The 25,493-nt window shown below is 70.3% G+C and carries 15 protein-coding genes and 1 pseudogene; 8 read left to right on the top strand and 8 right to left on the bottom strand.

The window, feature by feature from the left end; translation table 11 throughout:
- Nucleotides 1–283 precede the first annotated feature (283 nt).
- Nucleotides 284–5,251 (bottom strand): annotated as a pseudogene (locus tag ACSHT8_RS03140) (DNA gyrase subunit A); the annotation flags it as partial.
- Nucleotides 5,252–5,376: 125 nt separating this feature from the next.
- Complete coding sequence (locus tag ACSHT8_RS03135; protein ID WP_436497477.1) at nt 5,377–7,428, bottom strand: DNA gyrase/topoisomerase IV subunit B; 2,052 nt, start codon at nt 7,426–7,428, stop codon at nt 5,377–5,379.
- A 266-nt stretch (nt 7,429–7,694) separates the two neighbouring features.
- Between ACSHT8_RS03135 and ACSHT8_RS03130 the strand changes: the two genes are divergently transcribed.
- The 8 genes from ACSHT8_RS03130 to ACSHT8_RS03095 all read left to right on the top strand — a co-directional run bounded on the left by ACSHT8_RS03130 (nt 7,695) and on the right by ACSHT8_RS03095 (nt 14,785).
- Nucleotides 7,695–8,450, top strand: coding sequence for a lytic polysaccharide monooxygenase (locus ACSHT8_RS03130; RefSeq protein ID WP_436497475.1), 756 nt, complete (start codon nt 7,695–7,697; stop codon nt 8,448–8,450).
- Between the two features lies 1 nt (nt 8,451).
- Nucleotides 8,452–9,015, top strand: a complete 564-nt coding sequence (locus ACSHT8_RS03125; protein ID WP_436497473.1) for a DUF305 domain-containing protein — start codon at nt 8,452–8,454, stop codon at nt 9,013–9,015.
- Between the two features lie 240 nt (nt 9,016–9,255).
- On the top strand, nt 9,256–9,516 hold the full coding sequence (locus ACSHT8_RS03120; RefSeq protein ID WP_054048198.1) for a hypothetical protein: 261 nt from the start codon (nt 9,256–9,258) through the stop codon (nt 9,514–9,516).
- On the top strand, nt 9,513–9,758 hold the full coding sequence (locus tag ACSHT8_RS03115; protein WP_436497470.1) for a hypothetical protein: 246 nt from the start codon (nt 9,513–9,515) through the stop codon (nt 9,756–9,758). The genes ACSHT8_RS03120 and ACSHT8_RS03115 overlap by 4 nt, the downstream gene beginning before the upstream one ends.
- Entirely contained in the window at nt 9,759–12,473 is a 2,715-nt protein-coding gene (locus ACSHT8_RS03110; protein WP_436497468.1) for an FtsK/SpoIIIE domain-containing protein, read from the top strand.
- Nucleotides 12,470–12,835, top strand: a complete 366-nt coding sequence (locus tag ACSHT8_RS03105) for a hypothetical protein (protein ID WP_436497466.1) — start codon at nt 12,470–12,472, stop codon at nt 12,833–12,835. Before ACSHT8_RS03110 ends, ACSHT8_RS03105 begins: the two co-directional genes overlap by 4 nt.
- 43 nt (nt 12,836–12,878) lie before the next feature.
- A complete protein-coding gene (locus ACSHT8_RS03100) occupies nt 12,879–13,727 on the top strand; it encodes an aldo/keto reductase (RefSeq protein ID WP_436497464.1) in 849 nt (282 codons plus the stop codon).
- A 512-nt stretch (nt 13,728–14,239) separates the two neighbouring features.
- Nucleotides 14,240–14,785 (top strand): DinB family protein, encoded by a 546-nt coding sequence (locus tag ACSHT8_RS03095; protein WP_436497462.1) that lies wholly within the window; start codon nt 14,240–14,242, stop codon nt 14,783–14,785.
- Nucleotides 14,786–14,857: 72 nt separating this feature from the next.
- On the opposite strand, the gene ACSHT8_RS03090 is transcribed toward ACSHT8_RS03095, so the two are convergent.
- The 6 genes from ACSHT8_RS03090 to ACSHT8_RS03065 all read right to left on the bottom strand — a co-directional run bounded on the left by ACSHT8_RS03090 (nt 14,858) and on the right by ACSHT8_RS03065 (nt 25,375).
- On the bottom strand, nt 14,858–16,399 hold the full coding sequence (locus ACSHT8_RS03090) for an acyl-CoA carboxylase subunit beta (RefSeq protein ID WP_436501976.1): 1,542 nt from the start codon (nt 16,397–16,399) through the stop codon (nt 14,858–14,860).
- Nucleotides 16,400–16,630: 231 nt separating this feature from the next.
- Nucleotides 16,631–17,425, bottom strand: coding sequence for a TIGR03084 family metal-binding protein (locus ACSHT8_RS03085; RefSeq protein ID WP_436497460.1), 795 nt, complete (start codon nt 17,423–17,425; stop codon nt 16,631–16,633).
- A gap of 70 nt (nt 17,426–17,495) precedes the next feature.
- Nucleotides 17,496–18,536, bottom strand: a complete 1,041-nt coding sequence (locus ACSHT8_RS03080) for an NAD-dependent epimerase/dehydratase family protein (protein WP_436497458.1) — start codon at nt 18,534–18,536, stop codon at nt 17,496–17,498.
- Nucleotides 18,537–18,550: 14 nt separating this feature from the next.
- Complete coding sequence (locus tag ACSHT8_RS03075) at nt 18,551–19,105, bottom strand: flavin reductase family protein (RefSeq protein WP_436497456.1); 555 nt, start codon at nt 19,103–19,105, stop codon at nt 18,551–18,553.
- Nucleotides 19,106–19,124: 19 nt separating this feature from the next.
- On the bottom strand, nt 19,125–19,583 hold the full coding sequence (locus ACSHT8_RS03070; protein WP_436497454.1) for an acyl-CoA thioesterase: 459 nt from the start codon (nt 19,581–19,583) through the stop codon (nt 19,125–19,127).
- A complete protein-coding gene (locus ACSHT8_RS03065; RefSeq protein ID WP_436497452.1) occupies nt 19,583–25,375 on the bottom strand; it encodes an SDR family NAD(P)-dependent oxidoreductase in 5,793 nt (1,930 codons plus the stop codon). The genes ACSHT8_RS03070 and ACSHT8_RS03065 overlap by 1 nt, the downstream gene beginning before the upstream one ends.
- Nucleotides 25,376–25,493 lie beyond the last annotated feature (118 nt).

The following is a 25,493-nucleotide window of genomic DNA, read 5'->3' as shown; positions in this document are numbered from 1 at the left end:
CAGGCGTCCTCCCAGGGGCGATATCGGCCGGAAAGACAGACACGGACCCCGCCAACCTCGGGCGTAAGGCGGGCAATGCAGCGGGGTCCGTGGCTGCTACGGGCCGGATTCCCACCGGGCCCGAGTCATCGGCACTCTTTCGTTGTCACCAAGTCACACGGCCGCCCGGGCTGCGGTTGGTTTGCGCGCCCAGTCGCCCCGGGCGACCGAGGACAACGTTATGTGCCGGTGACCCTGCCCAGCATCGGGGAAAACCCTAGGGCACCCTTACTAGTCCGTCAGCTCAGTCACGTTCGATCAGATGTCCCACGACATCCGGCCCGGGATGGGCATGGCCGGAGCCGTCGCGGCGCGGGTCGGGCTCGGGGAGCTCGACGGCGGAACCGGTGGTGCTCGATCCTGCCGGACGCGGACCCACCCAGGCCAGAGCCAGCGCGGCCTCGCCCTTGAGGAACCGGTGCGACCGGACGCCGCCGGTGGCCCTGCCCTTCGCCGGGTACAGCTCGAACTGGGTGACCTTGACGCTCTGGCCGGTCGAGGTGACCACCATCGGCTCGCCGTGTTCCGGGTCGTCGGTGCGGATCGCGGCGAAGAACACCGCGTGCGCGTCGGCGGCGAGGTTGATGCCCGCCATGCCGCCGCCCTTGAGGCCCTGCGGCCGCACCAGGGACGCGGCGTAGCGCAGCAGCGACGAGTCGGACGAGACGAACACCAGCGACTCGCTGCCGTCGCCCAGCCAGGTGGCGCCGATGACCTCGTCGCCCTCCTTGAGGGTGATCACCTCGAAGTCGTCGGACCGCACCGGCCACTCCGGGGCGCAGATCTTGACCACACCCTGCCGCGTGCCCAGCGCGAGCCCCGGCGACTTGTCGTCGTCGAGGGGGGCGATGCCGATGACCCGCTCCCCCGGCTCCAAGTCGAGCAGCTCACTGGCGGCCATACCGCCGCTGAGCGAGACCGTGCCGCTCTGTTCGGGCAGCACGGGCAGCGGGAGGACGTCGGTCTTGACCCCGCGGCCCCGGTTGGTGACCAGCAGGATCTGCCCGCGCGCGGTCGAGTGGACCACCGCGGAGACGGCGTCGTGCTTGACGCGCCCGTTGCGGCGGCGGGCCTCGGACGACTCCTCCGACTCGGCGGCGGTGCGCGCGACCAGGCCGGTAGCGGAGAGGATCACCTGGCACGGGTCGTCGGCGACCTCCAGCGGCCCGGCGGGCTTGGACGCCGCCAGCACCTCCTTGAGGTCGCCGTCGATCAGCGACGTCCGACGCTCCTCGGCGAGGTCCTTGGCCACGGCGGCGAGCTCGGTGGAGACGACCTTCCGCAGCACGGCGTCGTCGTCGAGGATCTTGTCCAGCTCGGCGATCTCGGCGCGCAGCTTGTCCTGCTCGGCTTCGAGTTCGAGCTTGTCGTACTTGGTGAGGCGGCGCAGCGGGGTGTCGAGGATGTAGGTGGCCTGGATCTCCGAGAGCTTGAACTTCGTCATCAGGCCGGACTTCGCCGCGGCCGCGTCATCGCTGCCCCGGATCAGCTTGATCACCGCGTCGATGTTGAGCAGCGCGATGAGCAGACCGTCGACCAGGTGGAGGCGTTCCTCGCGCTTGCGCTTGCGGTAGCGCGTGCGGCGGGTGACGACTTCGTAGCGGTGCTTCAGGAAGACGTCGAGGAGGGCTTTGAGGCCGAGGGTCTGGGGCTTGCCGTCGACCAGGACCAGGTTGTTGATGCCGAAGGAGGTCTCCATCGGCGTGAGGCGGTAGAGGTCGGCGAGGAGTGCCTGCGGGTTGACGCCGACCTTGCACTCCACCACGACGCGGGTGCCGTTCTCCCGGTCGGTCAAGTCCTTGACGTCGGCGATCCCGGTGAGGCGCTTGGACTTGGTCACCTCATCGGTGATCTTCTCGATGATCTTCTCGGCGCCGACCTGGTAGGGCAGTTCGGTGATGGTGATGGCCTGGCGGCCGCGGCTGCCTTCCAGCGGCCCGATCTCCACCTTGGCCCGCATGCGGACGACGCCGCGGCCGGTCTCGTAGGCGCGGCGGACTTCGTCGAGGCCGAGGAGGATGCCGCCGGTGGGCAGGTCGGGGCCGGGGACGAACTCCATGAGCTTGTCGAGGGAGGCGTCGGGATGGGTGACGAGCCAGCGGGCGGCGGTGACGATCTCGCCCAGGTTGTGCGGGATCATGTTGGTGGCCATGCCGACCGCGATGCCGGAGGTGCCGTTGACGAGCAGGTTGGGGAAGGCGGCGGGCAGAACACTGGGCTCCTGCAGGGAACCGTCGTAGTTCGGCCGGAAGTCCACAGTGTCCTCACCGAGCTCCCCGACGAGAAGCATCGCGGCTTGGGACATCCGGGCTTCGGTGTTGTGGTTGACGAAGCCACCTGCGAGGAACGAGTGGTCCTCGGACTCGACTCGGACGGAGTACACCTCGGCTGGGTCGCACGACTCGACCTCGGACACCGTCTCGAATCGGTAGCCGGAGTCCATGATCGGCAGGATCGTGGCCAGGATCTCCGGGTCCTTGATGCGGTCGATGATGCGCAGTCGCTCGGTGTCCCAGCGCTCGACCCGGTCGAAGTTGTGTTGGGTCAACCACTTGCGGCCACTGCCTCGCCGATCGAAGTCCAGGGCCCCGCGGACATAGTCCGCGACGAACGGAACGCGATCCTGACTGAGGCGGTGCGGCCGGAGCGGGGAGCGGCGAAGAAGATCACGGATCTTCGCCTGCTTCGTCTTGAGGAATCCGACCCGCTCAGCGAAGGCGCGGACATTGCGCAGGCCGGACACAATTAGCCGGAACTCGACTGAGCCGCTGGGCCGAACGTACGAACGCAGGCTCGCGACGACACCGAATTCCGCCAGGAGTTCCTGAACCTCCCGCACAAGGCGTTCGCTGTAACTGGTGTAGTGCACCGTAAAGCCGTCGTTGGCAACCCGAGGCCCGCCATCGCCCTCGAACAGGGCCATCAGAAATGCCCGCTTGACGCCCCAACCGCCGTTCCACACGCACTCGGGAACGAATTTGTCCTTGGCCTGATGACCGATCAGCTCGCCGAGCGGGCTGGCCCGGAACGCGTCCATCCCGCCTCGGTAGGTCTGGACGTCGAGTTCGTAGATCTTCTTGCGGTCTCGCCTGGTCTCCCGCTCGGCGACGTAGCGGTGTCCACCGACCACCCCGTCGTAGGCATGGAGGACCTCGTCGAAGAAGTGTTGATCGGCGTTGTTGAAGCCCGCTCGTTCAGCGTTGGCCCAGCCCTCGGACACCCACGCGCCTGCAAGGACACCGAGCATGTACTCGCGCGCCGTCGGAATGACCTGCGCCCAGGCGTTTCGGGCGATGCAGACGACAGCACCGGGCGACAGCTCGTCAAGGCGTCGCCACTGGAACAGGGGGACACCCATGGGCGCCTCAAGGCAGAGGACAAGGTGGTTCTCGCTGCCTCGCAGGGAGAACCCTGTCTCTGTCTGAACCCTGATCGTCGGATGAACACCCGAGTTGAACACCCGGTTGACCCGGACCGACTTGCCGTCCTTGTCGAGCACCTCGAAGTCAACGTCGGCCTCGGAGTCAGCCGGAAGGTCGACCAGATCAGCGATACGTGGGCTCGCCCCATCCGCAAGGCGAATCCGCGTGTCGCCCACGACGCAATAGCGGCTTGCCGCAGGCCCATCGTCCGGGGAGCCAAAATTGCCATGCCCGTCAACCAACGGCGTGTTGAGCGAGAAGTCCTGCGCCATACGAACCATGGCGTCGTAGATCGCCATGTCACCGTGGGGATGGTACTTGCCCATGCAGTTGTGGACGATCATCCCTTCGACCACGAAGGCATGCTCCTCGGTACCCACTTGGATATCGAAAGTTACATCTGGGTCTGCGGGTTCCACGGAATCCACGACCACGAACGACCGCCCAGCGAGCGCGTCCATCCGATCGGCGAGAGGCGAGCCAATCCGCCGGAGCTTGTCGATCCAGCCGTCTCGTTGGGCCCGCCACAACGGGAACAGGCGATCGACCAGAGCGTTGCCATGCCGGTCTTTCCCGTAGCGGACTCGAGCGCCCGCACCCGACAGCGAGGCGCGGAATCGTGTGCCGTCCAAGGCGCTGAACCAGCCGCCACCGCGATGCGCCGCGGAGAACTCAGCGGCGACCGCCCGCCAGGGAAGCCTGTCATTACCCTGCTTGCCGCCGTAGGCGTAGTCGATCTCGGCGACCTGCTGTAGGCCGTCCTGCTTGTAACCGATCTTGGACCATGGCAGCAGGACGCGTGCCAACGCGGCTGCGTCCGTTCCTGAGATCGACAATCCGCGGAGCGGCTGAGTCCGGCCTCCGCCCGCGCGAGTCCACCAATGGCCGTGAATTCCCATGTCGGCCAGCATCGAGTGCATCTGCCGCAAAAGCCGCGCACTCGTGCTCACATAGACCACTTCGCGGTTGCGCTTTCGCACATACCCGTCGCCATCGAACATACCCGCCAAGAACGATGCCCAAGATGCCCGATGAGCCAGGACAGCATCGGGCACATACTTCTCAGAGCTTCGAGGGGTCGTGGCGGACAGCAGTCCTTCGTGCCTTCCAAACGTCAGAATGTGCTGCACGCGGTGATGTGGCTGACGAGGTTCGCGCTTGCTTCGCGAGACAGTGATCCCCTCAGTCATCGCCCATCCATGTGCGACGTCCAACGGCTCCACGTCACACATATGGATACGAACGCGGCCGTCCGCCGCACGCTTGCGGTCGACCGCGAATCCCTCGGCGATCATCAGACCTAGCACATAGGGATAGACATCGTCGCCACGCGTCGCGTGAGCTGATCGGCTGCTGCCGAAGCCGATGGTCATCCGACCAGTCAGGTCGCGAGCGGCGGTCCACCCGGTCGAAAGATCGTCATTGACGGTTCGGAACCGCTGCCCTGGTGTCACCAGCATTGTGTGGCCATTCGACCAGGTCACTCGCATCAGTTCCGAGAGAGGGTTCTCGTAGACCGCGCTGACCGGCACGGCCCGACCGTCGCCGTCGAGGACCTTGTCGCCGATTTCGATGGACTCGATCGGGCGCAGGCCGTCGGGTGTGGAGACCAGGGCGCCGCGGACGAAGCAGTCACCGACGACGCGGGAGGACTTCACGTAGGCGCTGGTGGGGCGGTAGCCCTGTTCGTTCATCGAGAACAGGATGCGGCGGTGGACCGGCTTGAGGCCGTCCCGAGCGTCCGGCAGAGCGCGGGAGTGGATGACCGAGTAGGCGTACTCCAGATAGGAGTCCTCGATCTCCGACTTCACCGGCGTGTCGAAGACCTGGGCGCCCGCGCGGTCGAAGGCGTTCGGGTCGACCTTGGTGGAGGGGCCCTTGCGGCGTGCCATCGGTGCGGTGCTCTCTCTCGTGCTCAGACGTCAATGGCGGACTGGTCGACACGGGCCGACGAGTCGATGAGCCAGTTGCGGCGGGGTTCGACCTTCTCGCCCATGAGTAGTTCCAGGGCGGCTTCGGCGGCCTCGGCGTCGTCGAGGGTGATGCGGCGGACCGAGCGGGTGGCGGGGTTCATGGTGGTGTCCCACAGTTCGTCGGCGTCCATCTCGCCGAGGCCCTTGAATCGGGGGACCGGCTTGACGATCGTCTTGCCCGCCTTCTCCAGGCGGGCGACCGTGGTCTCCATCTCGCGCTGGGTGAAGGTGAAGTGGGTCTCGGCGTTGCGGCCCTTGGTGACGACCTTGTGCAGCGGCGGCATCGCCGCGTAGAGCCTGCCGTCCTCGATGACCGGGCGCATGTACTTGGCGAACAGGGTGATCAGCAGCGTCCGGATGTGCGACCCGTCGACGTCGGCGTCGGCCATCAGGATGACGCGGCCGTAGCGCATTGCGCTGAGGTCGAAGGTACGGCCGGTGCCGGAGCCGAGGACCTGCACGATGGAGGCGATCTCGGCGTTGCGCAGGGTGTCGGCGAGGCTGGCCTTCTGCACGTTGAGAATCTTGCCCCGCAACGGAAGCAGCGCCTGATACTCCGACACCCGCGCGAGACGAGCCGAGCCGAGGGCGCTGTCGCCTTCCACGAGAAAAAGCTCGCTGCGGGCGACGCCGGTCGCGCGGCAGTCGACCAGTTTGGCGGGCATCGCCGCGCCCTCGAGCGCTGTCTTGCGGCGGGCGGCGTCCTTCTGCTGTTTCTGGGCGACGCGGACTCGGCCCGCGTCGACGATCTTCTGGAGGACGATCTTGGCTTCGCCCTTGGTCTTGCGGTCGTCGATCCACGACTTCAAGTGCCGCTCGACGACGGCGCCGATGACCTTGGTGATGCCAGCGGTGCTCAGTTCGTCCTTGGTCTGCGACGTGAACTGCGGTTCCGGGATGCGCACGTGGATGACGGCGGTCATGCCTTCGAGCACGTCGTCCAGGGTCGGCAGGTCTTCCTTGGGCTTCAGCAGGCCGCGGGTGCGGGAGATGGCTTCCTGCAACGCCTTCACCGCCGCGCGCTCGAAGCCCTTGCGGTGGGTGCCGCCGTGCATGTTGCGGATGGTGTTGGTGAACGACTCGACCGTGCGGTCGTAGCCGGTGCCCCAGCGCAGCGCGAGTTCGACTTCGGCGCGGCGTTCCACTTTGGAGCGCATGACGCCGTTCTCGTCGGCGGCGTTCTCCAGGTACGTCCCGTCGCCGGTGATGAGCAGGGTGCCGGAGACGGCGCGTTCGCTCGACGGGGCCAGGAAGTCGACCATGTCCGTCAGGCCGTTGGGGTAGTGGAACGTCTCCTCGTTGATCGCGCCTTCGATCGCGGTGCGCAGGACGTAGGTCACACCCGGCACGAGGAACGCGGTGTTCCGCAGCTTGGCCCGCACGCCCTCGACGTCGAGGGCGGCGTTGTTCTCGAAGTAGCGCGCGTCGTACCAGTAGCGGATCGACGTGCCCGTCTTCTCGCCGCGCTTCATCTTGCCGGTGATCTGCAGGCCGGACTGGCGGGTGAACTTCGCCTTCGGGCCAGGCCCGTCGAACAGGCCGGGCACGCCGTGGGCGAAGGACATCTGGTGAACCTTGCCCTCGCGCTTGACCGTGACGTCGAAGCGGTGGGACAGGGCGTTGACCGCCGACGCGCCGACGCCGTGCAGGCCGCCGGAGGTCTTGTAGCCGGAGCCGCCGAACTTGCCGCCCGCGTGCAGCCTGGTCAGCACCAGTTCGACGCCGGACAGGCCCGACTTGGCGTGGGTGCCGGTGGGGATGCCGCGGCCGTCGTCGTCGACCTGGACGCTGCCGTCGGCGTGCAGCGTGACGACGACGCGGGTGGCGTGACCGGCGACACCTTCATCGGTCGAGTTGTCCACGACCTCGCTGAACAGGTGGTTGATACCCCGGCTGTCGGTCGACCCGATGTACATGCCGGGCCGCTTGCGGACCGCCTCCAGACCCTCCAGATGGGTCAGGTCGTCCGCTCCGTAGAGGGTCTCGGCAGTCACTGGGGCGCACTCCCGGCTAGTGGTTAGGACTCGAACAGGTGTCCCAAAATACCCGAGGCCCGTCCGGCCACTCGCCAACCTGGCCGAACCGGGGGCCAACCGCTCTGGGAATTTCCCGATCGGCCCCCTGATCTTGACGTGGGCCACACCGGTTCTTATGGTCTAGACAACTGAGCACTCCCGCTCGGCAGCAGGCGTCCCACTGCTCCGGTTCCGCTGTGCAAGTCGAAGTGACACACGCAGAAAACCGCTGTGGAAGGACCGCCGTGAAACGCCGAATCGCCCTGCTGGCGGGCGCCTGTCTGGCCCCGCTCGTGCTCGTCGTCCTCCAGTCCACCCCCGCCATGGCCCACGGCTACATCTCCGACCCGCCGAGCAGGCAGGCCGTGTGCGCCCAGGGCAAGATCGCCGACTGCGGCCCCATCATCTGGGAGCCGCAGAGCGTCGAGGGCCCCAAAGGCCAGAAGAACTGCCACGGCGGACTGAGCCAGTTCGCCCAGCTCAACGACGACTCCCGCAACTGGCCCGCCAAGTCGGTGCCCGCCGGTCGGGTCACCTTCAACTGGATCATCACCGCCCGCCACTCGACGCTGAACTGGGAATACTTCATCGGCGACACCCGGATCGCGGTGTTCAACGACGGCGGCGCCCGCCCGCCCGCCACGTTCACCCACGTCGTCGACCTGAGCGGCTACCCCGGCCGCCAGAAGCTGCGCGTGGTGTGGAACGTCGCCGACACCCCCATGGCCTTCTACAACTGCGTCGACCTGCAGGTCGGTGGCAGCACCCCGCCCACCACGACGCCCCCGACGACCACCCCGCCGACGACCACTCCGCCCACCACGACTCCACCGACCACGACCACCACTCCCCCGTCGACCGGCACCTGGGCCGCGGGCACGACCTACGCCACCGGCGCCACGGTCACCTACAACGGCGGCTCCTACCGCTGCGCCCAGGGCCACACCGCGCTGTCGGGCTGGGAGCCCGACGTCACCCCGGCGCTCTGGACGCGGATCTGACATGCGGCGTCTGCTCATCGCCTTGGCCCTGGTCCTGACCGGCTGCTCCGCCGCGCCCGGCGGTCACGGCGCGCACGGCGGCGCGGGTGCGGGCCACAACGCCGCCGACGTGATGTACCTGCAGATGGCGGTCACCCACCACGAGCAGGGCATCGAGCTGGTCCGCCTCGCCGCGGACCGGCGGGTGCGCCCGCAGGTGCGGGACCTGGCCAAGGCGATCGAGCTGACCCAGACGAGTGAGATCGACACCATGCGGGGCTGGCTCACCGGCTGGGACCAGTCGACGTCGGCCGACCCCGACCCGGCGGCGCACCATCACCACGGTGGTCCCGCCGTCACCGCGCCCGACACGATCGCCGCGCTGACCACCCTGCCGGACAGCGAGTTCGAGCACCGCTTCGTGACCGTGCTGACCGGGCATCAGCACAACGCGGTGGAACTGGCCCGCACCGAACTGGCCGACGGGGTCGACCCCGCAGTGCGGGCCCTTGCTGATCGTGTCGTGCGGTCGAGGACCGGTCAGATCCAGCAGCTGCTGGCGATGGCCGGTCAATCCCCGGTTTAGTCCATTGTGGATTCGGGCGCACGGCGGAACCCGTGCGCCCGCTCGACCTTCATTGCACGCGTGATACCACCAGACCCCGTCGCGCCTTACCCGGCGGGGTCCTTGTCGTTTTCCCGCCAGGCCGGGCGCGGCCGCCCCGAGTGTCCACGTCCGACGTTCGACCAGCGGCGGTCCCTCGATCGGTCAAGAAATCCCACCCGGTGCTTCCCAGGGAGATCATCAGCACTAACCTGTGACGACATGGCGGGTGTGGAAGAGATCCGTACCGGGATCGCGGTGGCCACCGAAAAGGCCCAGGCAGGTATCGCGGCGATTTCTCAGGCGTCGCTGCAACTCGACGAGGCGCGCTCCGCGCTGGCGACGGCCACCCAAGGCAGTGGCCAGGCCGACGTGGCGCAAGCGCACGGCCTGCTGGCCGAGGCGCTGCAAGTGCTCGCGGGCGCCCAAGCCGCGGTTCAAGCCAGCATCACCTCCGCCGAGGGCTACGCGGCACGGCTTTGACGATCTCGGAGCTGGCCGAGCTGCTGCGCGGGGTCTGCGACTCCCTCGACCGGACCGCGGCCTACACCGCCGCCGCCTCCGGTCCGCTCGAGGAGGCCAAGGTGGTTCTCCTGGGCGCGCGCCGGGTGGAGGATGGCTGGTATCCGGCCGACCTCGACCTCGCGATCGCCGAGGTGGGCCGCGCGGGCGAGCTGGTCGCCCGCGGCCGCCAAGCCGTGATCGACTACCTGACGAGGCTGTAGATGCTGGGCAAGGGCGAGCGCCGCAGGCGGGCCGAGCAGGCACTTTCCGAGCTGCAGTCCGTGTTGGGGCTGGCCAGGGGTGCCGCGGAGGGCAGGCTCCGACTCGCGCGGACGCGCCGCGTCCAGCTCGAGTTCGAGAAGTCGGTCTACGCGATGGGCCTGGCCAAGGCGGCCCGCGACAAGGACCTGATGGCCGCGGTCGAGGCCGATCCGGTGCGCGGCGCGGTGTGGCGGCGGATCACCGAGGAACGCGACCGCAGCTACGCGGAGTGGAACCGGACCGGGCTGCCCGCGGTGCGCGACGTCGTCGCCGAGGCGGCGGCCGGGCCCGCCGGGGCTCCCGCGGACGGGTGGCTGGGCCATGTGGGGCGTGACCCGGGCGCCACCGCGCCGCGGCTGTGGCGAGTCGGCACCGCGCGGGTGGAGCACGCGCCGCCGGAGCACGAGTTCCCGCTGGCGGTGCCGCTGCTCGACGGCGGCCACCTGCGGATCAACTCGACCACCGACAGCCGCGGGGCGGTCGACTCCATTGTGGAGTCCCTGCTGGTGCGGCTGCTGAGCACGTTCACCCCGGGGACCGTCCGCGTTCACCTGTGGGACATCGGGCATCTGACCGGCCCGCTGCCGTCGCTGCACCCGCTGACCGCGGCCGGGCTGATGGTGGTGCACGACCCGACCCGGCTCGACGACCTGCTGTCCGGGCTCGCCGGGCACATCCGCAAGGTGCACGCCGCGACGCTGCGGCAGGGCGCGGGCTCGCTGCGGGAGACGTGCGCGGCGGCCGGGCGGCGGGTGGAGCCGTGGCAGGTGGCGGTGCTGTTCGGCAACGGGGAGCGACCCGCCGACGAGCAGTACCGGGAGCTGAGCCGGATCGCCCGCACGGGGCCGGACGCGGGTGTCCACTTGATCCTGGTCGACGTGCCGGTGTCAGCGACGAGTCCGATGGAGACGGTCACGTTCGTCGACGGCGAGCACGCCACGAGCAGCATGACCGGGCCGGGGGTGGTGGTGCGGGCCGATCCGCCGCTGCCGCCCGCCGCGGTGAGCCGGGCGGCGACGGCGATCAGCGATGTCGTGGTGGCCAGGCGCGGGCGTCCCCGCGTGTTCGACGACCTGCTGCCGGAGACGCTGGGCCAGGAGTCGGCGTGCGACGAGCTGCGGACGCCGGTCGGCTTCCACGAGGGGGTGCCGGTCGAGGTCGTGTTGGGCGACGCGACGCCGCACGCGCTGGTCGCCGGGCCGAGCGGGTCGGGCAAGACCAACTTCCTGTACGCGATGCTGGGCGGGCTCGCTTCGCGCTATCCGCCGTCGGAGCTGGAGCTGTACCTGCTCGACTTCAAGGAGGGTGTGTCCTTCGCGGGGCTCACTCCCGGTCGCAAGGACCCCAGTTGGCTGCCGCAGGCGCGGCTCGTCGGGGTGAACGTCAACACCGACCGTGAGTTCGGCTTGGCGCTGCTGCGGTTCCTGGCCGAGGAACTGGCCCGGCGCGCGGAGGCGGCGAAGCGGCAGGAGGTCACCAAGCTCGCCGAGCTGCGCGAGGCCGACCCGGACGGGCACTGGCCGCGGATCGTGGCGGTGATCGACGAGTTCCAGGCGCTGTTCAGCGGCCGTGACCAGATCACCCAGCAGGCCGCGACGCTGCTGGAGGATGTGGCGCGGCGGGGCCGGTCGCAGGGCATCCACCTGGTGCTGGCCAGCCAGGACATCGCGGGCATCGAGGCGTTCTGGGGCAAGCCCGCGGTGTACGACCAGTGCACGCTGCGGATCGCGATGCCGAAGGCGAAGCGCGTGCTGGCCGAGCACAACAACGCGTCGGTGACGCTGCCGCGGTGGCACGCGGTGGTGAACCACGAGTCCGGTGTCGCGCACGGCAACGAGGTCGCCCACATCCCGGACGCGTCGAGCCGGGGCACGTTCGACGCGCTGCAGCGCAGGCTGTGGGACCAGCTCTCGTCGGCGGTGCCTCGGCTGTTCGACGGCGCGCACCAGCCCGAACTCGCCACCGCCGCGGCGGTGACCGAGCCGAAGGATTTGGTGCTGGGGCAGATCATCGACGTGGCCGACCGGGCGGCGAGCGTCCGGCTGGATCCGGTGCCGGGCCGCAACCTGGCCGTGCTGGGCACCGCGACGGCCGACGCTCTGTCCATCATGGACACAGCGGCGCTGTCGCTCGCCTGGCTGCACGAGCCGGGGAGCTGCGACTTCAGCCTGTGGTGCCCGGTGCCCGCGCTGGTCGACCGGGTGTCGAAGCTGGCCGCGGTGCTGACGGCGGCCGGGCACGCGGTCGACCTGCGCACGGGCGAGGACATCGTGGCACTCACCGAGGAGCAGCCCGAGCGGCCCCGGTTCGTGTTCTTCTACGCGGTCGACGCGGCCCACCAGTGGCTCGACGTCAAGGAGTCGCCGCTGGCCAAGAGCGGGCTGGACCGGCTGCGGTCGCTGCTCAAGAACGGCCCCGGTGCCCGCGTTCACACCATCGGGTGGTGGCGCGGGGTCGCCCGGTTGAAGGACACCCTCGGGTTCGGCGGCACCGACGACGTGGGCGCGTGGGTCGCGCTCGACGTGCAGGGCTCAGAGCTGAACACACTGGCGGCGGGGCAGATCATCGACTGGTCGCCGCGGCCGCACCGGGCGATCTTCTTCGACCGCACCACCCACAGCAGGCCCGACGTGCTGATCCCGTTCGACACGACGACCGCACTGGACGCGCCATGACCGACGACCCCGCCGCCCGCTACAAGGAACTGCTCGACACCGCCCACCAGGCCGCGCGCAGGCACGCCGAGTACGAGCGCGGCCGGGTGGTCGCGCTGGCCGCGGAGGTCGTCGACGCCGACAAGGAGATCACCGCGGCGGCCAAGGTGACCGAGGAGGTCACCGAGGAGGTCACCGGCTGGTGGCGGCGGCGGGTGCTCGCGCCGACGGCGGACGTGTCCTGGATCACCCCGGGAGCGCTGCCCGCGCCGGACCCCAGCGCCGACCCGGCGCAGCTCGCCGACTACATGGCTCACATCCAGCCCGCCACCGAGGCGCTGGTGGCGGCCGTGCGCCGGGCGTCGTGGCCGCGCCGCAGGTAGGGGTCGGTTGGCATGGGCCGGGTCACGGCGGCAGGATCGGGTCATGCGCACCAGAAGAATCGGTTCAGTCGACGTCAGCGCGATCGGCCTCGGCGGGATGCCGCTGTCGGTGGACGGCCGCCCCGACCGGGAGCGGGCGATCGCCACGGTCCGCGCGGCGGTCGACGCGGGTGTCACCTTCATCGACACCGCTGACGCCTACTCCCTGAGCGTGTCGGACTTCGGGCACAACGAGGAGCTCATCGCCGAGGCGCTGCGCGGGGTGGACGCGGACGTGCTGGTCGCGACCAAGGGCGGCCATACCCGTGGCCCCGGCGCCGCGTGGGGCCTCGACGGCCGCCCCGAGTACCTGCGCGCGGCCTGCGACGCGTCGCTGCGCAGGCTGGGCGTCGAGGCGATCGGGCTCTACCAGTTCCACCGGCCTGACCCTTCGGTGCCGGTCGAGGACTCCGTGGGGGCGCTTGCCGAGCTGCTCGACGCGGGCAAGATCCGGATGGCGGGCGTGTCGAACTTCGACCCGGCCCAGATCAGCAAGGCCAACGACATCCTCGGCGGCAGGTTGGCGGCGGTGCAGAACCAGTTCTCGCCGGTGTTCCGCAGCAGCGAGCCCGAGCTGCGGCTGTGCGCTGAGCTGGGTATCGCGTTCCTGCCGTGGAGCCCGTTCGGCGGCATCCGCGACGCGGCCGCGCTTGGCAGCCGCTTCGCCGCGTTCGCCGAGGTCGGCGCCCGGCTCGGGGTGAGCCCGCAGCGGGTGTGCCTGGCGTGGATGCTGGCCAAGGACCCGGTGGTCATCCCCATCCCCGGCTCGTCGCGGCCCGCCAGCATCGAGGACTCGGCCGCCGCGGCGGAGCTGGAGTTGGACGCCGAGGATCTGGCCCGTCTGGACGCGTGAAACCGTCGAATCGGACACCGGATTCCGCGGCTTTCCCGGTTCGATCACAGATTCCCAGTCGATCCATAGCGCGGTGCTATGACTGCCTGGGATTACTCCGCCCCCGCGCGACCCGGCATGCTCGATCTCGACCGGCGGTTGTGACGACCGCCGGGGACCAACGGGGTGCCCGAGCCGTCAGGGGCGACCGGCCACCCCACCCGGCACCCCGCGATGCGAGCGCGGACCGCCGGGTACCTGGCGGGGGCCGGACGTACCTCACACGCCCGGCCCTCGCCACCTTTTCGGGTCAACTTTGTTGCCGGTTGGGGAACAACAGGGGGATTTGGTCGTCGTGGGCCGCGTCGTGCCCTACAGTGGGTAGCGTCTCGCCGTGAGGGCGCCCTCACCTGAGCGGGATGCGTTCACGGGTCCATGCCCTCGCTGCGACCCGAACGCCGGGTCTGGCCGTGTCATGCAGGGGCTCGGCCAGACCCCGTTAATTGTCAGGGGTCTGGTGAAGACTCCGGTTCATGGAACAGATCCCGGAAGAGAACTACAGCCCGGTCTGGGCCGACGACACGCGCGCGCCCCAGCCCTTGGTCGGCACGGAACGCGAGATCCTGACCGGCCTGCTGGACTGGCACCGCGAGACGTTTCGCCTGAAATGTGCCGGTCTGTCCCGTTCGCAACTGTCCGACCGGGCCGTTCCACCGTCGACACTGACGCTGCACGGGCTCGTCCGGCATCTGGCGGGGACTGAGCAGTTCTGGTTCGAGGAACAGTTCGCCGGTCAGGAGACGGTGCCGCTGTATTACTCGAATGAGGACCCGAACCAGGACTTCGAAGACCTCGACGGCGACCCGGCGGAGGTGTTCGACGTCTGGGCGAAGCAGTGCGACACCTCGCGGGCGATCGTGGCGGAGGCGCCGTCGCTGGAGACCACGGGGAAGCACCACCGGACGGGCGAGCCGATCATGCTCCGCCGCATCCTGGCCCACATGATCGCCGAGTACGCCCGCCACAACGGCCACGCCGACCTGTTGCGAGAGCGGCTGGACGGCAAGACCGGGATGTAGGGGCATCAACCCGAGCCCGCCGGTGACGGGCTGAACCGCGTCCGGCGGGCCTGCGAGCTTCCCGAGTGATCCCTACAGCGGGATGTTGCCGTGCTTGCGCCGGGGTGCCTGCTTCCGCTTGGTCCGCAGCATCGCCAGCGAGCGGGCCACGGCCGCCCTGGTGCGGGACGGGTCGATGACGTCGTCGATCAGACCGCGTTCAGCCGCGTAATACGGGTGCGTGAGCTGGTCGGCGTACTCCGCGCGGAGGTCGGCGCCGAGGCGTTCCGGGTCTGACGCGGCGGCGAGTTCCTTGCGGAACAGGATGTCCACCGCGCCCTGGGCGCCCATGACGGCGATCTCGTTCGTCGGCCAGGCCAGGGCCATGTCGGCGCCGATGGAGCGGGAGTCCATCACGATGTACGCGCCGCCGTATGCCTTGCGGACGATCACCTGGACGCGGGGCACCGACGCCTCGCAATAGGCGTACAGGAGTTTCGCGCCGTGGCGGATCACCCCGGCGTACTCCTGCTCAGTGCCCGGGAGGAAGCCTGGGACGTCGACGAGGGTCACCAGCGGGATGGCGAACGCGTCGCAGAAGCGCACGAAGCGGGCTGCCTTCTGGGAGGCCGCCGCGTCCAGGACGCCTGCCAGCACCAGGGGCTGGTTGCCCACGACGCCGACGACCTCGCCGTCGATGCGGCCGAGGGCGCACAGGACGTTGGCCGCCCAGTTCTCGTGGATCTCCAGGTAGTCGCCGTCGTCGACGAGCTCCTCCAGCACCGAGCGCATGTCGTAGGGCTTGTTCGGCTCGGCGGGCACCAGCTCGGCCAGGCCCGGCCGCTCGTCCTCCGTGGCACCTCGCGGCGCCGTGGCGGGCGGCATCTCCAGGTTGTTCGAGGGCAGCAGCGAAAGCAGGTACCGCACGTCCTCGAAGCAGCTCTCCTCATCGTCGTGGACGAAGGTCGCCACACCCGACCTGGTCCCGTGCACGTCCGCCCCGCCGAGTTCGGCGTGGGTCACGCGCTCACCCGTCACCGCGGCGACGACGTCCGGGCCGGTCAGGTACATGTTCGACGTCTCGCGGACCATGAACGTGAAGTCCGCCAGGGCCGGCGAGTAGGCGGCCCCTCCGGCACACGGGCCGAGCACGACGCTGAGCTGCGGGATGATCCCCGACGCCTCGACCTGGCGGCGGAAGATGCCGCCGTAGCCGTCGAGGGACAGCACACCCTCCTGGATGCGCGCTCCCCCGCTGTCGTTCAGCGCGATGATCGGCGCCCCGGCGGCCAGCGCGAGATCCATGACCTTGTGGATCTTCGCCGCGTGCGCCGCGCCGAGGGAGCCGCCGCAGATCGTGAAGTCCTGGGCGTAGACGAACACGCGCCTGCCGTCGATGGTGCCGGAGCCGACGATGACGCCGTCGGTGTGCGGGCGGCTCTCGTCGACCTTGATGCCGCGGGCCTGGTGCCTGCGGAAGATCTCGATCTCGGTGAACGAGTCGGCGTCGAGCAGCAGGTCAAGCCGTTCGCGGGCGGTGCGCTTGCCCTGGGCGCGCATCCGCTCGTTGGCCTCCGGCTTCCCGGCCAACACCCGCTGATGCAGCTCGTCGCGCTCCTGGCGCAGCAGCCGCATGGAGCGGGGCGGCGGCGGCGCGGGCACCGGGTCCACCCGGCGCAGGTGCCTGCCGTGCCCGTGGTCCCCGACCCGAGGCGGCGGGGAGTCCGGCAACTCGAATCCGGGGGCGCTCATCGCGTCCCCCACCTGAGACTGACCAACTGACTCACCCTCGTCCATGGGCGGGCGCCCCGATGCGCCCGCGTGCTGCGGAAAGGGCCGGGCGAGCCGCAGCCCGCCCGGCCGCCGTCACTTGGCGAACTGGCCGGGCGCGCGGCCCTCACCGGCGGGACCGCGGTAGGCCTGGGCGATCTCCAGCCACGCGGTGGCCTCCGGGCCGGTCGCGGTGACGGCGAGGTCGCTGTGGTGCCTGCGGCGGGTGACCAGCAGGCAGAAGTCGACGGCCGGGCCGGTGACCCGGTTGGCCGCGTCGGCCGGGCCGAACTCCCACACCGCGCCCGACGGGCCGGTGATCTCGAAGCGGAACTCGACGTCCGGGGTCGGCAGCTCGCGGGCGAGGTAGCCGAAGTCCCACGTGCGCACGGCGAACGCGACCAGGTAGTGCAGCCGGTCGGTGTGGACGCGCTCGACGCCGAGGGCGTCGGCGATGTCCTGGCCGTGGCCGAACAGCTCCATCATCCCGGCGCAGGCCAGGATGGCGGGCGGCAGCGGCCGGACCAGCCACGGCACGACCTGGTCGGCGGGCACCGCGGCCAGCGCCTTGAACGCGGCGTCGCGCTCGGCGCGCCAGCGCTGCAGCAGCACCTCGGGCGGGTCGTTGACGTAGGCCGACAGCGCGTACTCGACGTTGGCGGCGAAGTCGGGGCTCAGCTTCGAGGCCATGGCGCCGAACGCGGCCGGGTCGGCCGCGGCCAGCCCCGCCATCCGAAACGTCGCGGCGAGGTGGGCGACCTGGTGGGCGACGCTCCAGCCCGGCGCGGGCGTCGGCGTGGTCCACTGGTCGGCGGTGAGGTCCTTGACCAGGCGGTCGACGTCCTCGCCGTCCGCGGTCAACGCGGTGATCACGTCCTGCAGTCCGGACACGTGATTGTCCTTTCGCGAGCGAAGCGGGCGCAAACGCCTGCGGGGCAATGGTTCCAGGATGACTCGGTGGCTAAGCAGCGGGCGTCTCCCGGTTTGCGGACGGCGGGGCGAGCCTGCCCGCCTGCCGGTCGGTGAGCCCACCTTCGGCGTGCAGCCAGCTGATGGTGTCGGCCACCGAGTCCGCCAGCGGCCGGGCGGGCGGCGTCTCGACGTCGTCGTCGACCCTGGTCGCGTACGCGCAGGTGCGGATCGCGCCGTACTGCACCGGGAGGTGCCACGGCCAGACCCGCTGCAGCGCGTCGCACATCCGGCCGACCGGGCCGAGCATGGCCGCGGGCAGCCGCACGGCGGGCAGCGAGCGGCCGGTGACCAGCCGCACCGCCCGCAGGAATTCCTTTGTGGACACATAATGGTTCGGCGCGAAGACCCGTTGGCCGACAACCGAGCCGGAGATCACCCGGGTGAGCAGCGCCGCGGTGTCGCGGACGTCGCCCAGCGGGAAGCCGCCGGTAGGCCAGATCGGGGTGAGCCCGCGCAGCACGTCGCGCAGGCGGGTGGCCTGGTCGCCGAGGTGCGGGTCGTGCGGGCCGAGCAGCGCGGGCGGGTAGACGATCGTCACCGGCGCCCCCGTCTCCTGGTGTTCCCGCGCGATCCGCTCGGCGGCGGCCTTGGTCGCGGCGTAGCTCTCGCGCGGCGAGCCGACCGGGGAGTCCGGGCCGATGACCCGGACTCCCCCGCCGAACAGCGCGGCCACCGTGGAGACGTGGACGATCCGCCCGGCACCCGAGTCGCGCGCGGCGCCGAGGACGAGCTCGGTGCCGCGTTCGGTGGTGCGCCGCATCCGTGACCGGTCGCGACTGTCGAAGGAGTACACCGCCGCCGCGTGCAGCACGGCGTCGGCGCCGCGCACGGCCGCGGTGACAGTGGCCTCGTCGAGGATGTCCCCGACGACGATGTCGACGCCGGCCAGGCCGAGACCGTGGGCACGCAGGACGCGTGGCACCGCGGTCTCGTCCCGGACGAGCAGCCGGACCTGGTGGCCCGACCGCAGCAGCGCCGCGACCGTGTGGGAGCCGACGAACCCGGTGCCCCCGGTGACGGCCACCTTCATAGGAATCTCCCTGTTCAGGCGGTTTTCGCAGGTGGCGGTGCCGCCTGCAGGAACCCGCCGCTGAAGAACATCAGTGCGTCGCGCCCGCCGCCGCGCTGGGCCTCGAGCACCTCGCCGACGAAGATGGAGTGGTCGCCGCCCTCGTAGTCGTTGGTCAACGTGCACTCCAGCCAGGCCAGCGCGCCCATGAGCAGCGGCGCGCCGGTCTGGCGGCCGGGGACCCAGTCGACGGCGTCGAACTGACTGGGTCCCGCGGGCCTTGTCTTGTCGGCGAAGTAGCGCGCGAGCGTGGTCTGCTCGGCGCCGAGGATCGACACCCCGTACCCGCCCGCGGCCAGGATCGCCTGGTGCATCCGGGCGGTCCGGGCCACGCAGCACAGCACGAGCGGCGGCTCCAGGGAGACCGAGGTGAACGAGTTGGCTGTCATCCCGTGGCCGAGCGGGCCGCCCGCGGTGATGACGGTGATCCCGGTGGCGAACTGCCCCATGACCTGGCGCAGTGTCGCCGGGGTCGTGCTCTCCTGCGGCGCGGCCGACAGATGCCTGCCAGGCCCCGGATTCGTGACCATGTCGTCCCCTCCGCCGCGGCTAGGCCGCGTCCGCGAGCAGTGCCTTGGGCGAGATCCCCGGACCGGCGTAAGGCGCGAGCGCCTTGCGCAGCTCCAGGGGGACCCGCGAGGGCACGGTGTTGGTGTTCGGCCCGCGCATACAGGCGATGCGCTGCGTGCCCCTGGCGATCAGGACCTCGCCTTCGAGCTTGACGTAGTCGAAGGTGAACTGGACCTGGGTCTGGGTCAGCTCGTCGAGGCGCATCCGGATGGAGAGCTCGTCGAACGCGGTGATCTCGGCGAAGAACTCGCACTCGGCCTTCAGCGTGAACAGCTTCAGGTCGTCCTGCACATCCTCGAGCACCTTCGGGGCCTTCTGCTTGAGGAACATCTCGCGGCACCTGCCTTGCCAGCGCAGGTAGTTCACGTAGTAGACGTTGCCGACGAGATTGGTCTCCTCGAACCCGACGGTGTGCCGGATCTCGTAGTAGTTCGACATCACAGTTCCTCTCCGGACAGGACCGCGAAGACGACCGGGTCGGTCCGGTCGTTGACCGTGGTGACCCACGTCGCGATCTTGGCGTCGCCCGAGGACAACACCACCCAGCCGTCTTGGTGGACCTGGTCGAGGGTCAGTGCCTGGCTGGTGTACCCGGCCTTGCGCAGGGACTCCAGCGCGCTCCAGACGCGGGTGCTCGCCACCGACGCCGACTCTCCGGCCTCGCTCACGATCAGGTCGCGCAGGGCGAGCTGGTCCTGGCCGATGAGCCCGGCCCAGTCCTGCTCGGTGCGCTCGGCGGCCGACTCGACGTCGCAGCCGAGCCGGTTGACCCCGACGATGGCGAAGGTCAGGCCCGCGGCGTGCGAGGACGAGACCTGGCCGCCGTCGATCTCGGGCTTGCCGTCGGGCCGGTGTCGCACGTTCGCGGCCTTGCCCAGTGCCCGGCTGACCGCGAGTTCGGTCTGCGCGCGCCGGTCGGCGTCCTCGCCGTCGGGTTCGACGACGACGGCCCGTTTGCCGCCCAGGACTCTCTCGAGTGAGCGCTCGAGGTAGGCGCTGAGCATGGTCGGCACCCACGGGCCTGCGCCGTTGCGGCTGCGGACGCAGCGCAGGACCAGGCCCTCCCAGCGTTCCACGAGGTCGCCGTCCGGGGTGCGGACGTCGACGTCGTAGGTGTAGCTGTCGCCGTCCTGGAACCGTTCCCTGGCGTCCATCACCACGAACTCGGTGTCCTGGGCGGCGCGCTGGGCCAGGTGCAGCTTCTCGATGCCCTGCGGGAGCAGGATGCCGTCGGGAACGCAGCACTGGATGGCGTGCATGACCGCGTCGCGGGTGCCGGGGTCGGCCAGCAGCCGCTCCTGGGGCAGGTACGCGGCGAACCAGGGCGCGGTGGAGCTGGTGCCGAGTTCGGCGACCGCGTGGCGGGCCTGCGCGGTCCGGTAGGCCTGGACCCGCTGGAACCGCTTGCCCTGGAACAGGACCGTGCCGTACAGCTCGGTCGTCGGGTCGACCGCGACCGATGGCAGACCGGAGTCGGCCACGGCGGGGGCGACCAGGTCCGGTCGGGGCAGCTTCAGCGTCGCCCGGAAGTGGTCGGCGCTGAACCCGGTCTCCTCGCTGCGCAGCGCCACGTCCACCGTCTCGGTGTCGCGGACCAGCGCGGCGACGCGGATCGTGGTGGACCCGCCGGGGCGCACCGCGATCGGCCGGAGGAACTCGACGTTCTCCAGCAGTGGCGAGCCCTTGGGGCCGGTCAGCGCGGTGGCGACCTGGGTCATCGCCTCCATGCCGATCACCGCCGGGAACAGCAGGTCGCCGTCGAGGAGGTGGTCCTCCAGGTACGGGTCGCTGCCCGCGGAGAGCTCCACCTCGCTGATCAGCTCGACGCCCGGGTAGTGCACGACCACCTGGTCGACGAAGCGGCTCAGCGGCAGCTCGACCTCGTCCATCTCGACGGTGGGCAGCCCGGCCGCGCGGCCGCTGACGACCAGCACCGGACCGGCGCTCGGGTCAGCCAGCACCTCGCGCAGCACCGCGATGCCGTTCTCGGTGGAGATCGGGGTGATGCCGTCGCGCATCAGTGCCTCGACCACGCCGAGCTTCTCGCCCATGCCCGCGCCCGACCACACCGACCACTCCAGCGCCAGAGCGCGGGCACCGGGGTGGTCCTCGGCGAACTTCACCGTCAGCTCGGACATCCAGTCGTTGGCGGTGGAGTAGTGCGCCTCACCGCGCAGCCCGGCCCGGCCGATGATGCTGCCGAAGGTGACCAGCAGCTTGATCTTGTCCTGGTCCACCGCGTCGAGAACGGCCCGCAGACCGGCGATCTTGGGCGCCAGGGTCTTGTGGAAGTCCTCTTCGGACAGACTCGACAGGGCGGCGGGCTCGTTGCGGCCCGCGCCGTGCAGGAACGCCGTCACCGGGCCGAGTTCGGCCTCGAAGATCCCCACCGCGGCGGCGATGTCGGCCGCGGAGGTGACGTCGGCGCGCTCGTAGCGGAAGGTGACGCCCGCGGCCTCCATGCGGGCCAGGTTCTCCTTCAGCTCCTCGTCCTGCGCCGGGTCGGCCCGGCCGAGCAGGGCGAGCTTGGCGCCGGAGTCCTGCGCCATGGCCAGGGCACACTCGGCGGTGATGCCCTTGCCGCCGCCGGTGACCAGCAGCACGTCGGTCGAGTCCAAAGGAGACGGTCCGACCGGCCCGGCGGGCGCGGTGAGGGCCCGCAGCACCGGGGAGGTGCGGGTGCCGTCGGTGCCGTAGCGGACCTCGCTGAACCCGGTGGTCGCCGCGGCCTCCTCGACGACGCGGGTGACCGTGTCGGCGACCGAGTCGGCGTTGGACGGCTCGGTGTCGGCCAGCGTGACCACCGTGGTCGCCACCAGCGGGTTCTCCAGGTGCAGCGTGCGGGCCAGGCCCGACGCGCCGAGGCGCTGCTGCACGACGACGAACCGCGAACCCTCCTTGCCCGCGACCGCGGCCTTGCCGGCGGCCAGGAACAGGTCGACGTGATCCTCGCCGTCGTTCGGCAGGCACAGCAGCACACCGTCGCCGATGGCCGCGTCCGCGAGCGCCTTGCGCAGCGACTCGGCCAGCGGGTGGCCCGCCGGGGCGAACGCCTCCCACGTGCCGGGCTCGCCGCCGCCGACCTCGACCGGGAACTTGTAGGACTCGACGTAGTCGACCTGGAACGGCCGGACCCACGCGGCGATACCCGCGACGTCCTTGCCCGCGTCGTGTCCGCCGCCTGCGGTGTCGGCCAGGTTGTCGATCAGCACAGCCAACTCGCCCAGGGTTACCGTGGCGAAGTTGGTCGTGGCCGACAGGGCCGGGCGGCCCAGCTCCCGGCAGACCTCGTTGATGATCTGGCCCACCGAGATCGAGCTGAGGTGCAGGTCGTCGAGCGGATGGGTCTCCGCGGTGACGGCGTCCTGCGGCAGCTCGACGCGCTCGGCGGCGAGCTTGCACAGCAGCTCCAAAGTGGACAGCTCGGACTGGCCCGTGGCCGCGGGGGTGGCCTCCCCGGCGCCCTCCGTGCTCTGCTGAACGGGGGTCAGCAGGTGGGCGTCGATGGCGGGCGCGGCCTCACACGGGCTGGAGAGGAAGGTCATCTCCCCGTCCAGCGCCAGCGGGCGGACGAGCCGCTCGGTGAACAGCGCCGAGGCGTCGACCGGGGCACCGAGCGCGAACGCCGCGGCGATCGCGGTGAACAGCGGGCTCAGCGACGCGCTGTCGGTGTCGAGGGCCAGCACCGGTTTTTCCGGGGCGATCTGGGCGAGCAGCCCGGTGAGCACCCGGCCGGGTCCGACCTCGATGAGCAGGTCGACGTCGCGGGCGGCGCGGGCGGCGGCCTCGGTGAACCGCACCGGCAGCAGGACCTGCTCGACGAGCAGGGTCCGCAGGTCGGTGTCGGGGTCGAGGACGTCGCCGGTGACCGTGGAGGCGACCTGGCGGGCCAGGCGCTCGAACGGCCGCTCGGCCAGCCGCGCGGTCATCGCGTCGGCCGCGGGCTTGACCAGCGGCGAGTGGAACGCGTGGGAGACGTTGATGCGGGTCGCGGTGACGCCCTCGGCCGAAGCCTTGGCGCACACCTTCTCCACCTCTTCTGCCGCACCGGAGATCACGGTCTGGCCAGGGCTGTTGAACCCGGCGATGACCACGTCCGACCCGGCCATCAGGCGCAGCGCGCCCTCCGGCTCGACCGCGAGCCCGGCCATCGCGCCACCGCCGTGGCTGGCCTGCGCCATGACCTGGCCGCGGATCTTGGCCAGCTCCTGCAGCTCCGACCCGCCCATCGCCCCGGCCCAGGCCAGCGCGGTGAGTTCGCCGAGGCTGTGGCCCACGGCGATGTCGGCCTCGATGCCCACCGCGTGCAGCACCCGCAGACCGGCGAGCGAGCCGGTGACGATGCGCGGCTGCGCGACCTCGGTGGCGACCTGGTCGCCGGTGAGGTTCATGGCGTGGAAGACGTGGTCGGCCACGGAGAAGCGGCGCCGGATCGCGCCGATCGCGCCGCGGCCGGAGCCCTGGCCGGGGAACAGGAACGCCAACTTCGGCGCCACCGCCCGGTTGTCCAGGAAGACGCCCTCGACCGGGGAGAACAGCGTGGTCTCCCCCGCGTCGATCGTGGCAACCAGCTTCTCCAGCTTGCGGGCGGCCTCCTCGGCGTTGCTCGCCAGGACCGCCGCGCGCAGCGGACGGCCCGCCAGTTCACCGGCCAGCGTGCTCGCGAGGTCGCCCAGCTCGGCGAAGGAGAGCTTGGTGACCAGCGCGGCCACCCGCGACACCTGGTCGCGCAGCTCGGCGGCGTCGGAAGCGTCGAAGAAGAAGATCTCGACGTCCTGGCGGCTGGACACCAGCGTGCTGGTGCGCTTGGTCAGCTCGGTGCGCCGGGTGACGCCCGCGGCCTGCTCCAGCGCGATGTGGGTGTTGATGCCGCCGAAGCCCATCGCCGAGACACCCGCGCGCAGCGGGACGTCGGTCGGGAACAGCTCGGCCGACTGCGGCACGTACATCGCCGCGTTCTCGCCCTCCAGCAGCGGGTGCGGGGCCTTCTGGCCCGTGCCCGGCGGGATGACCTGGTTGTGCAGCGCCAGGGTGGCCTTGATCAGACCGGCGATGCCCGCAGCTGCCTTGGCGTGGCCGATGTTGCCCTTGATAGTGCCGAGAGCGGCCGGGCGCGCGGTCGGGTCGGCCAAGCTGCGGGCGGTGGACAGCGCCTCGATCTCGGTGGCGTCGCCGACCGCGGTGCCGGTGCCGTGCCCCTCGAAGTAGGAAACGGTCTCCACGCCGTAGCCCGCGCGGTTGTAGGCGCGGGACAGGGCCAGCCGGTGCCCGGCCTCGGCGGGGCGGGTGATGCCGCCCTTGCCGTCGGAGGAGATGCCCCAGCCGGAGATGCAGGCGTAGATCTTGCCGCCGCGGGCGATGGCGTCCTCTTCGCGCATGAGCACGACGACGCCGGAGCCCTCGCCAGGCCAGAAGCCGTTGGAGTCCTTGTCGTAGACCTTCATCTCACCGGTGGCCAGCGCACCGGTCTTCGCGAAGCCGATCACCTCGAACGGGTCGATCGACAGGTCGACACCGCCCGCGATGGCCACGTCCATGTCCCGGTCGACCAGCGCCTTGGCGGCGGTGGCGATGGACAGCAGCGAGGAGGAGCAGGCGCCGTCGACGGTGTAGCCGCCGCCGCCCAGGTCGAAGTGGTTGCAGACGCGTCCGGCGATGGTGTTGGCGAGGCCACCGGCGAGGGTGTCCTCGTCGAACAGCGGGAACGGCGCCTTGTACTGCGCCTCCAGCTCGGACAGGAAGGCGGTGGTCTCGTCCTCCGACCAGCCCTTGCCCGCCAGGGTGTGCGCGACGGTGCGCCGCACGTACGGCCAGCGCACCCGCATGATGTTCGCGCGGGAGAACTCACCGGTGAGGCTGTTGCCGAAGACCACGCCGGTGGCCGCCTTCGGCAGCCCCTCCCCTTCCGGGAAGCCCGCGTCGGCCAGGGCCTGGGTCGCCACGTCGAGGGCGAGCCAGTGGGTCAGGTCGGTCGACCGGAAGGTGCTTCCGGCGATCTTGTACTTGACCCGGTCGAACTCGAAGTCCTTCAGCACGGCCGCTTTGCTCGCGTAGAAGCGGTCCGGCGCCTTCGGGTCGGGCGACCAGTAGTCGGCGTGGTTCATCCGCTCGTCCGGAAGCCGCCGGAACGCGCGGCGGCCGGACAGCACGTTCTCCCAGAGCTCCGCCGGGGAACTCGCATCGGGATAACGAAGGCCGATGCCGACGATCGCGATCCGTTCACTGCTCATACCTTCACCGCCTCTGGACTGAAATGGACCATTGCCCGACCGCGACCGATGCGTCACAATTTTGAATAAGTCAGCAGGTGCCAATGGTCATTATTTATGGCTTCGCGATGCCCAGTTT

The sequence above is a fragment of the Actinokineospora sp. HUAS TT18 genome (assembly GCF_051364635.1).
Taxonomy (GTDB): domain Bacteria; phylum Actinomycetota; class Actinomycetes; order Mycobacteriales; family Pseudonocardiaceae; genus Actinokineospora.
The sequence above is the reverse complement of the archived record's forward strand: the minus strand, read 5'-3'. Positions and strand labels throughout refer to the sequence as shown.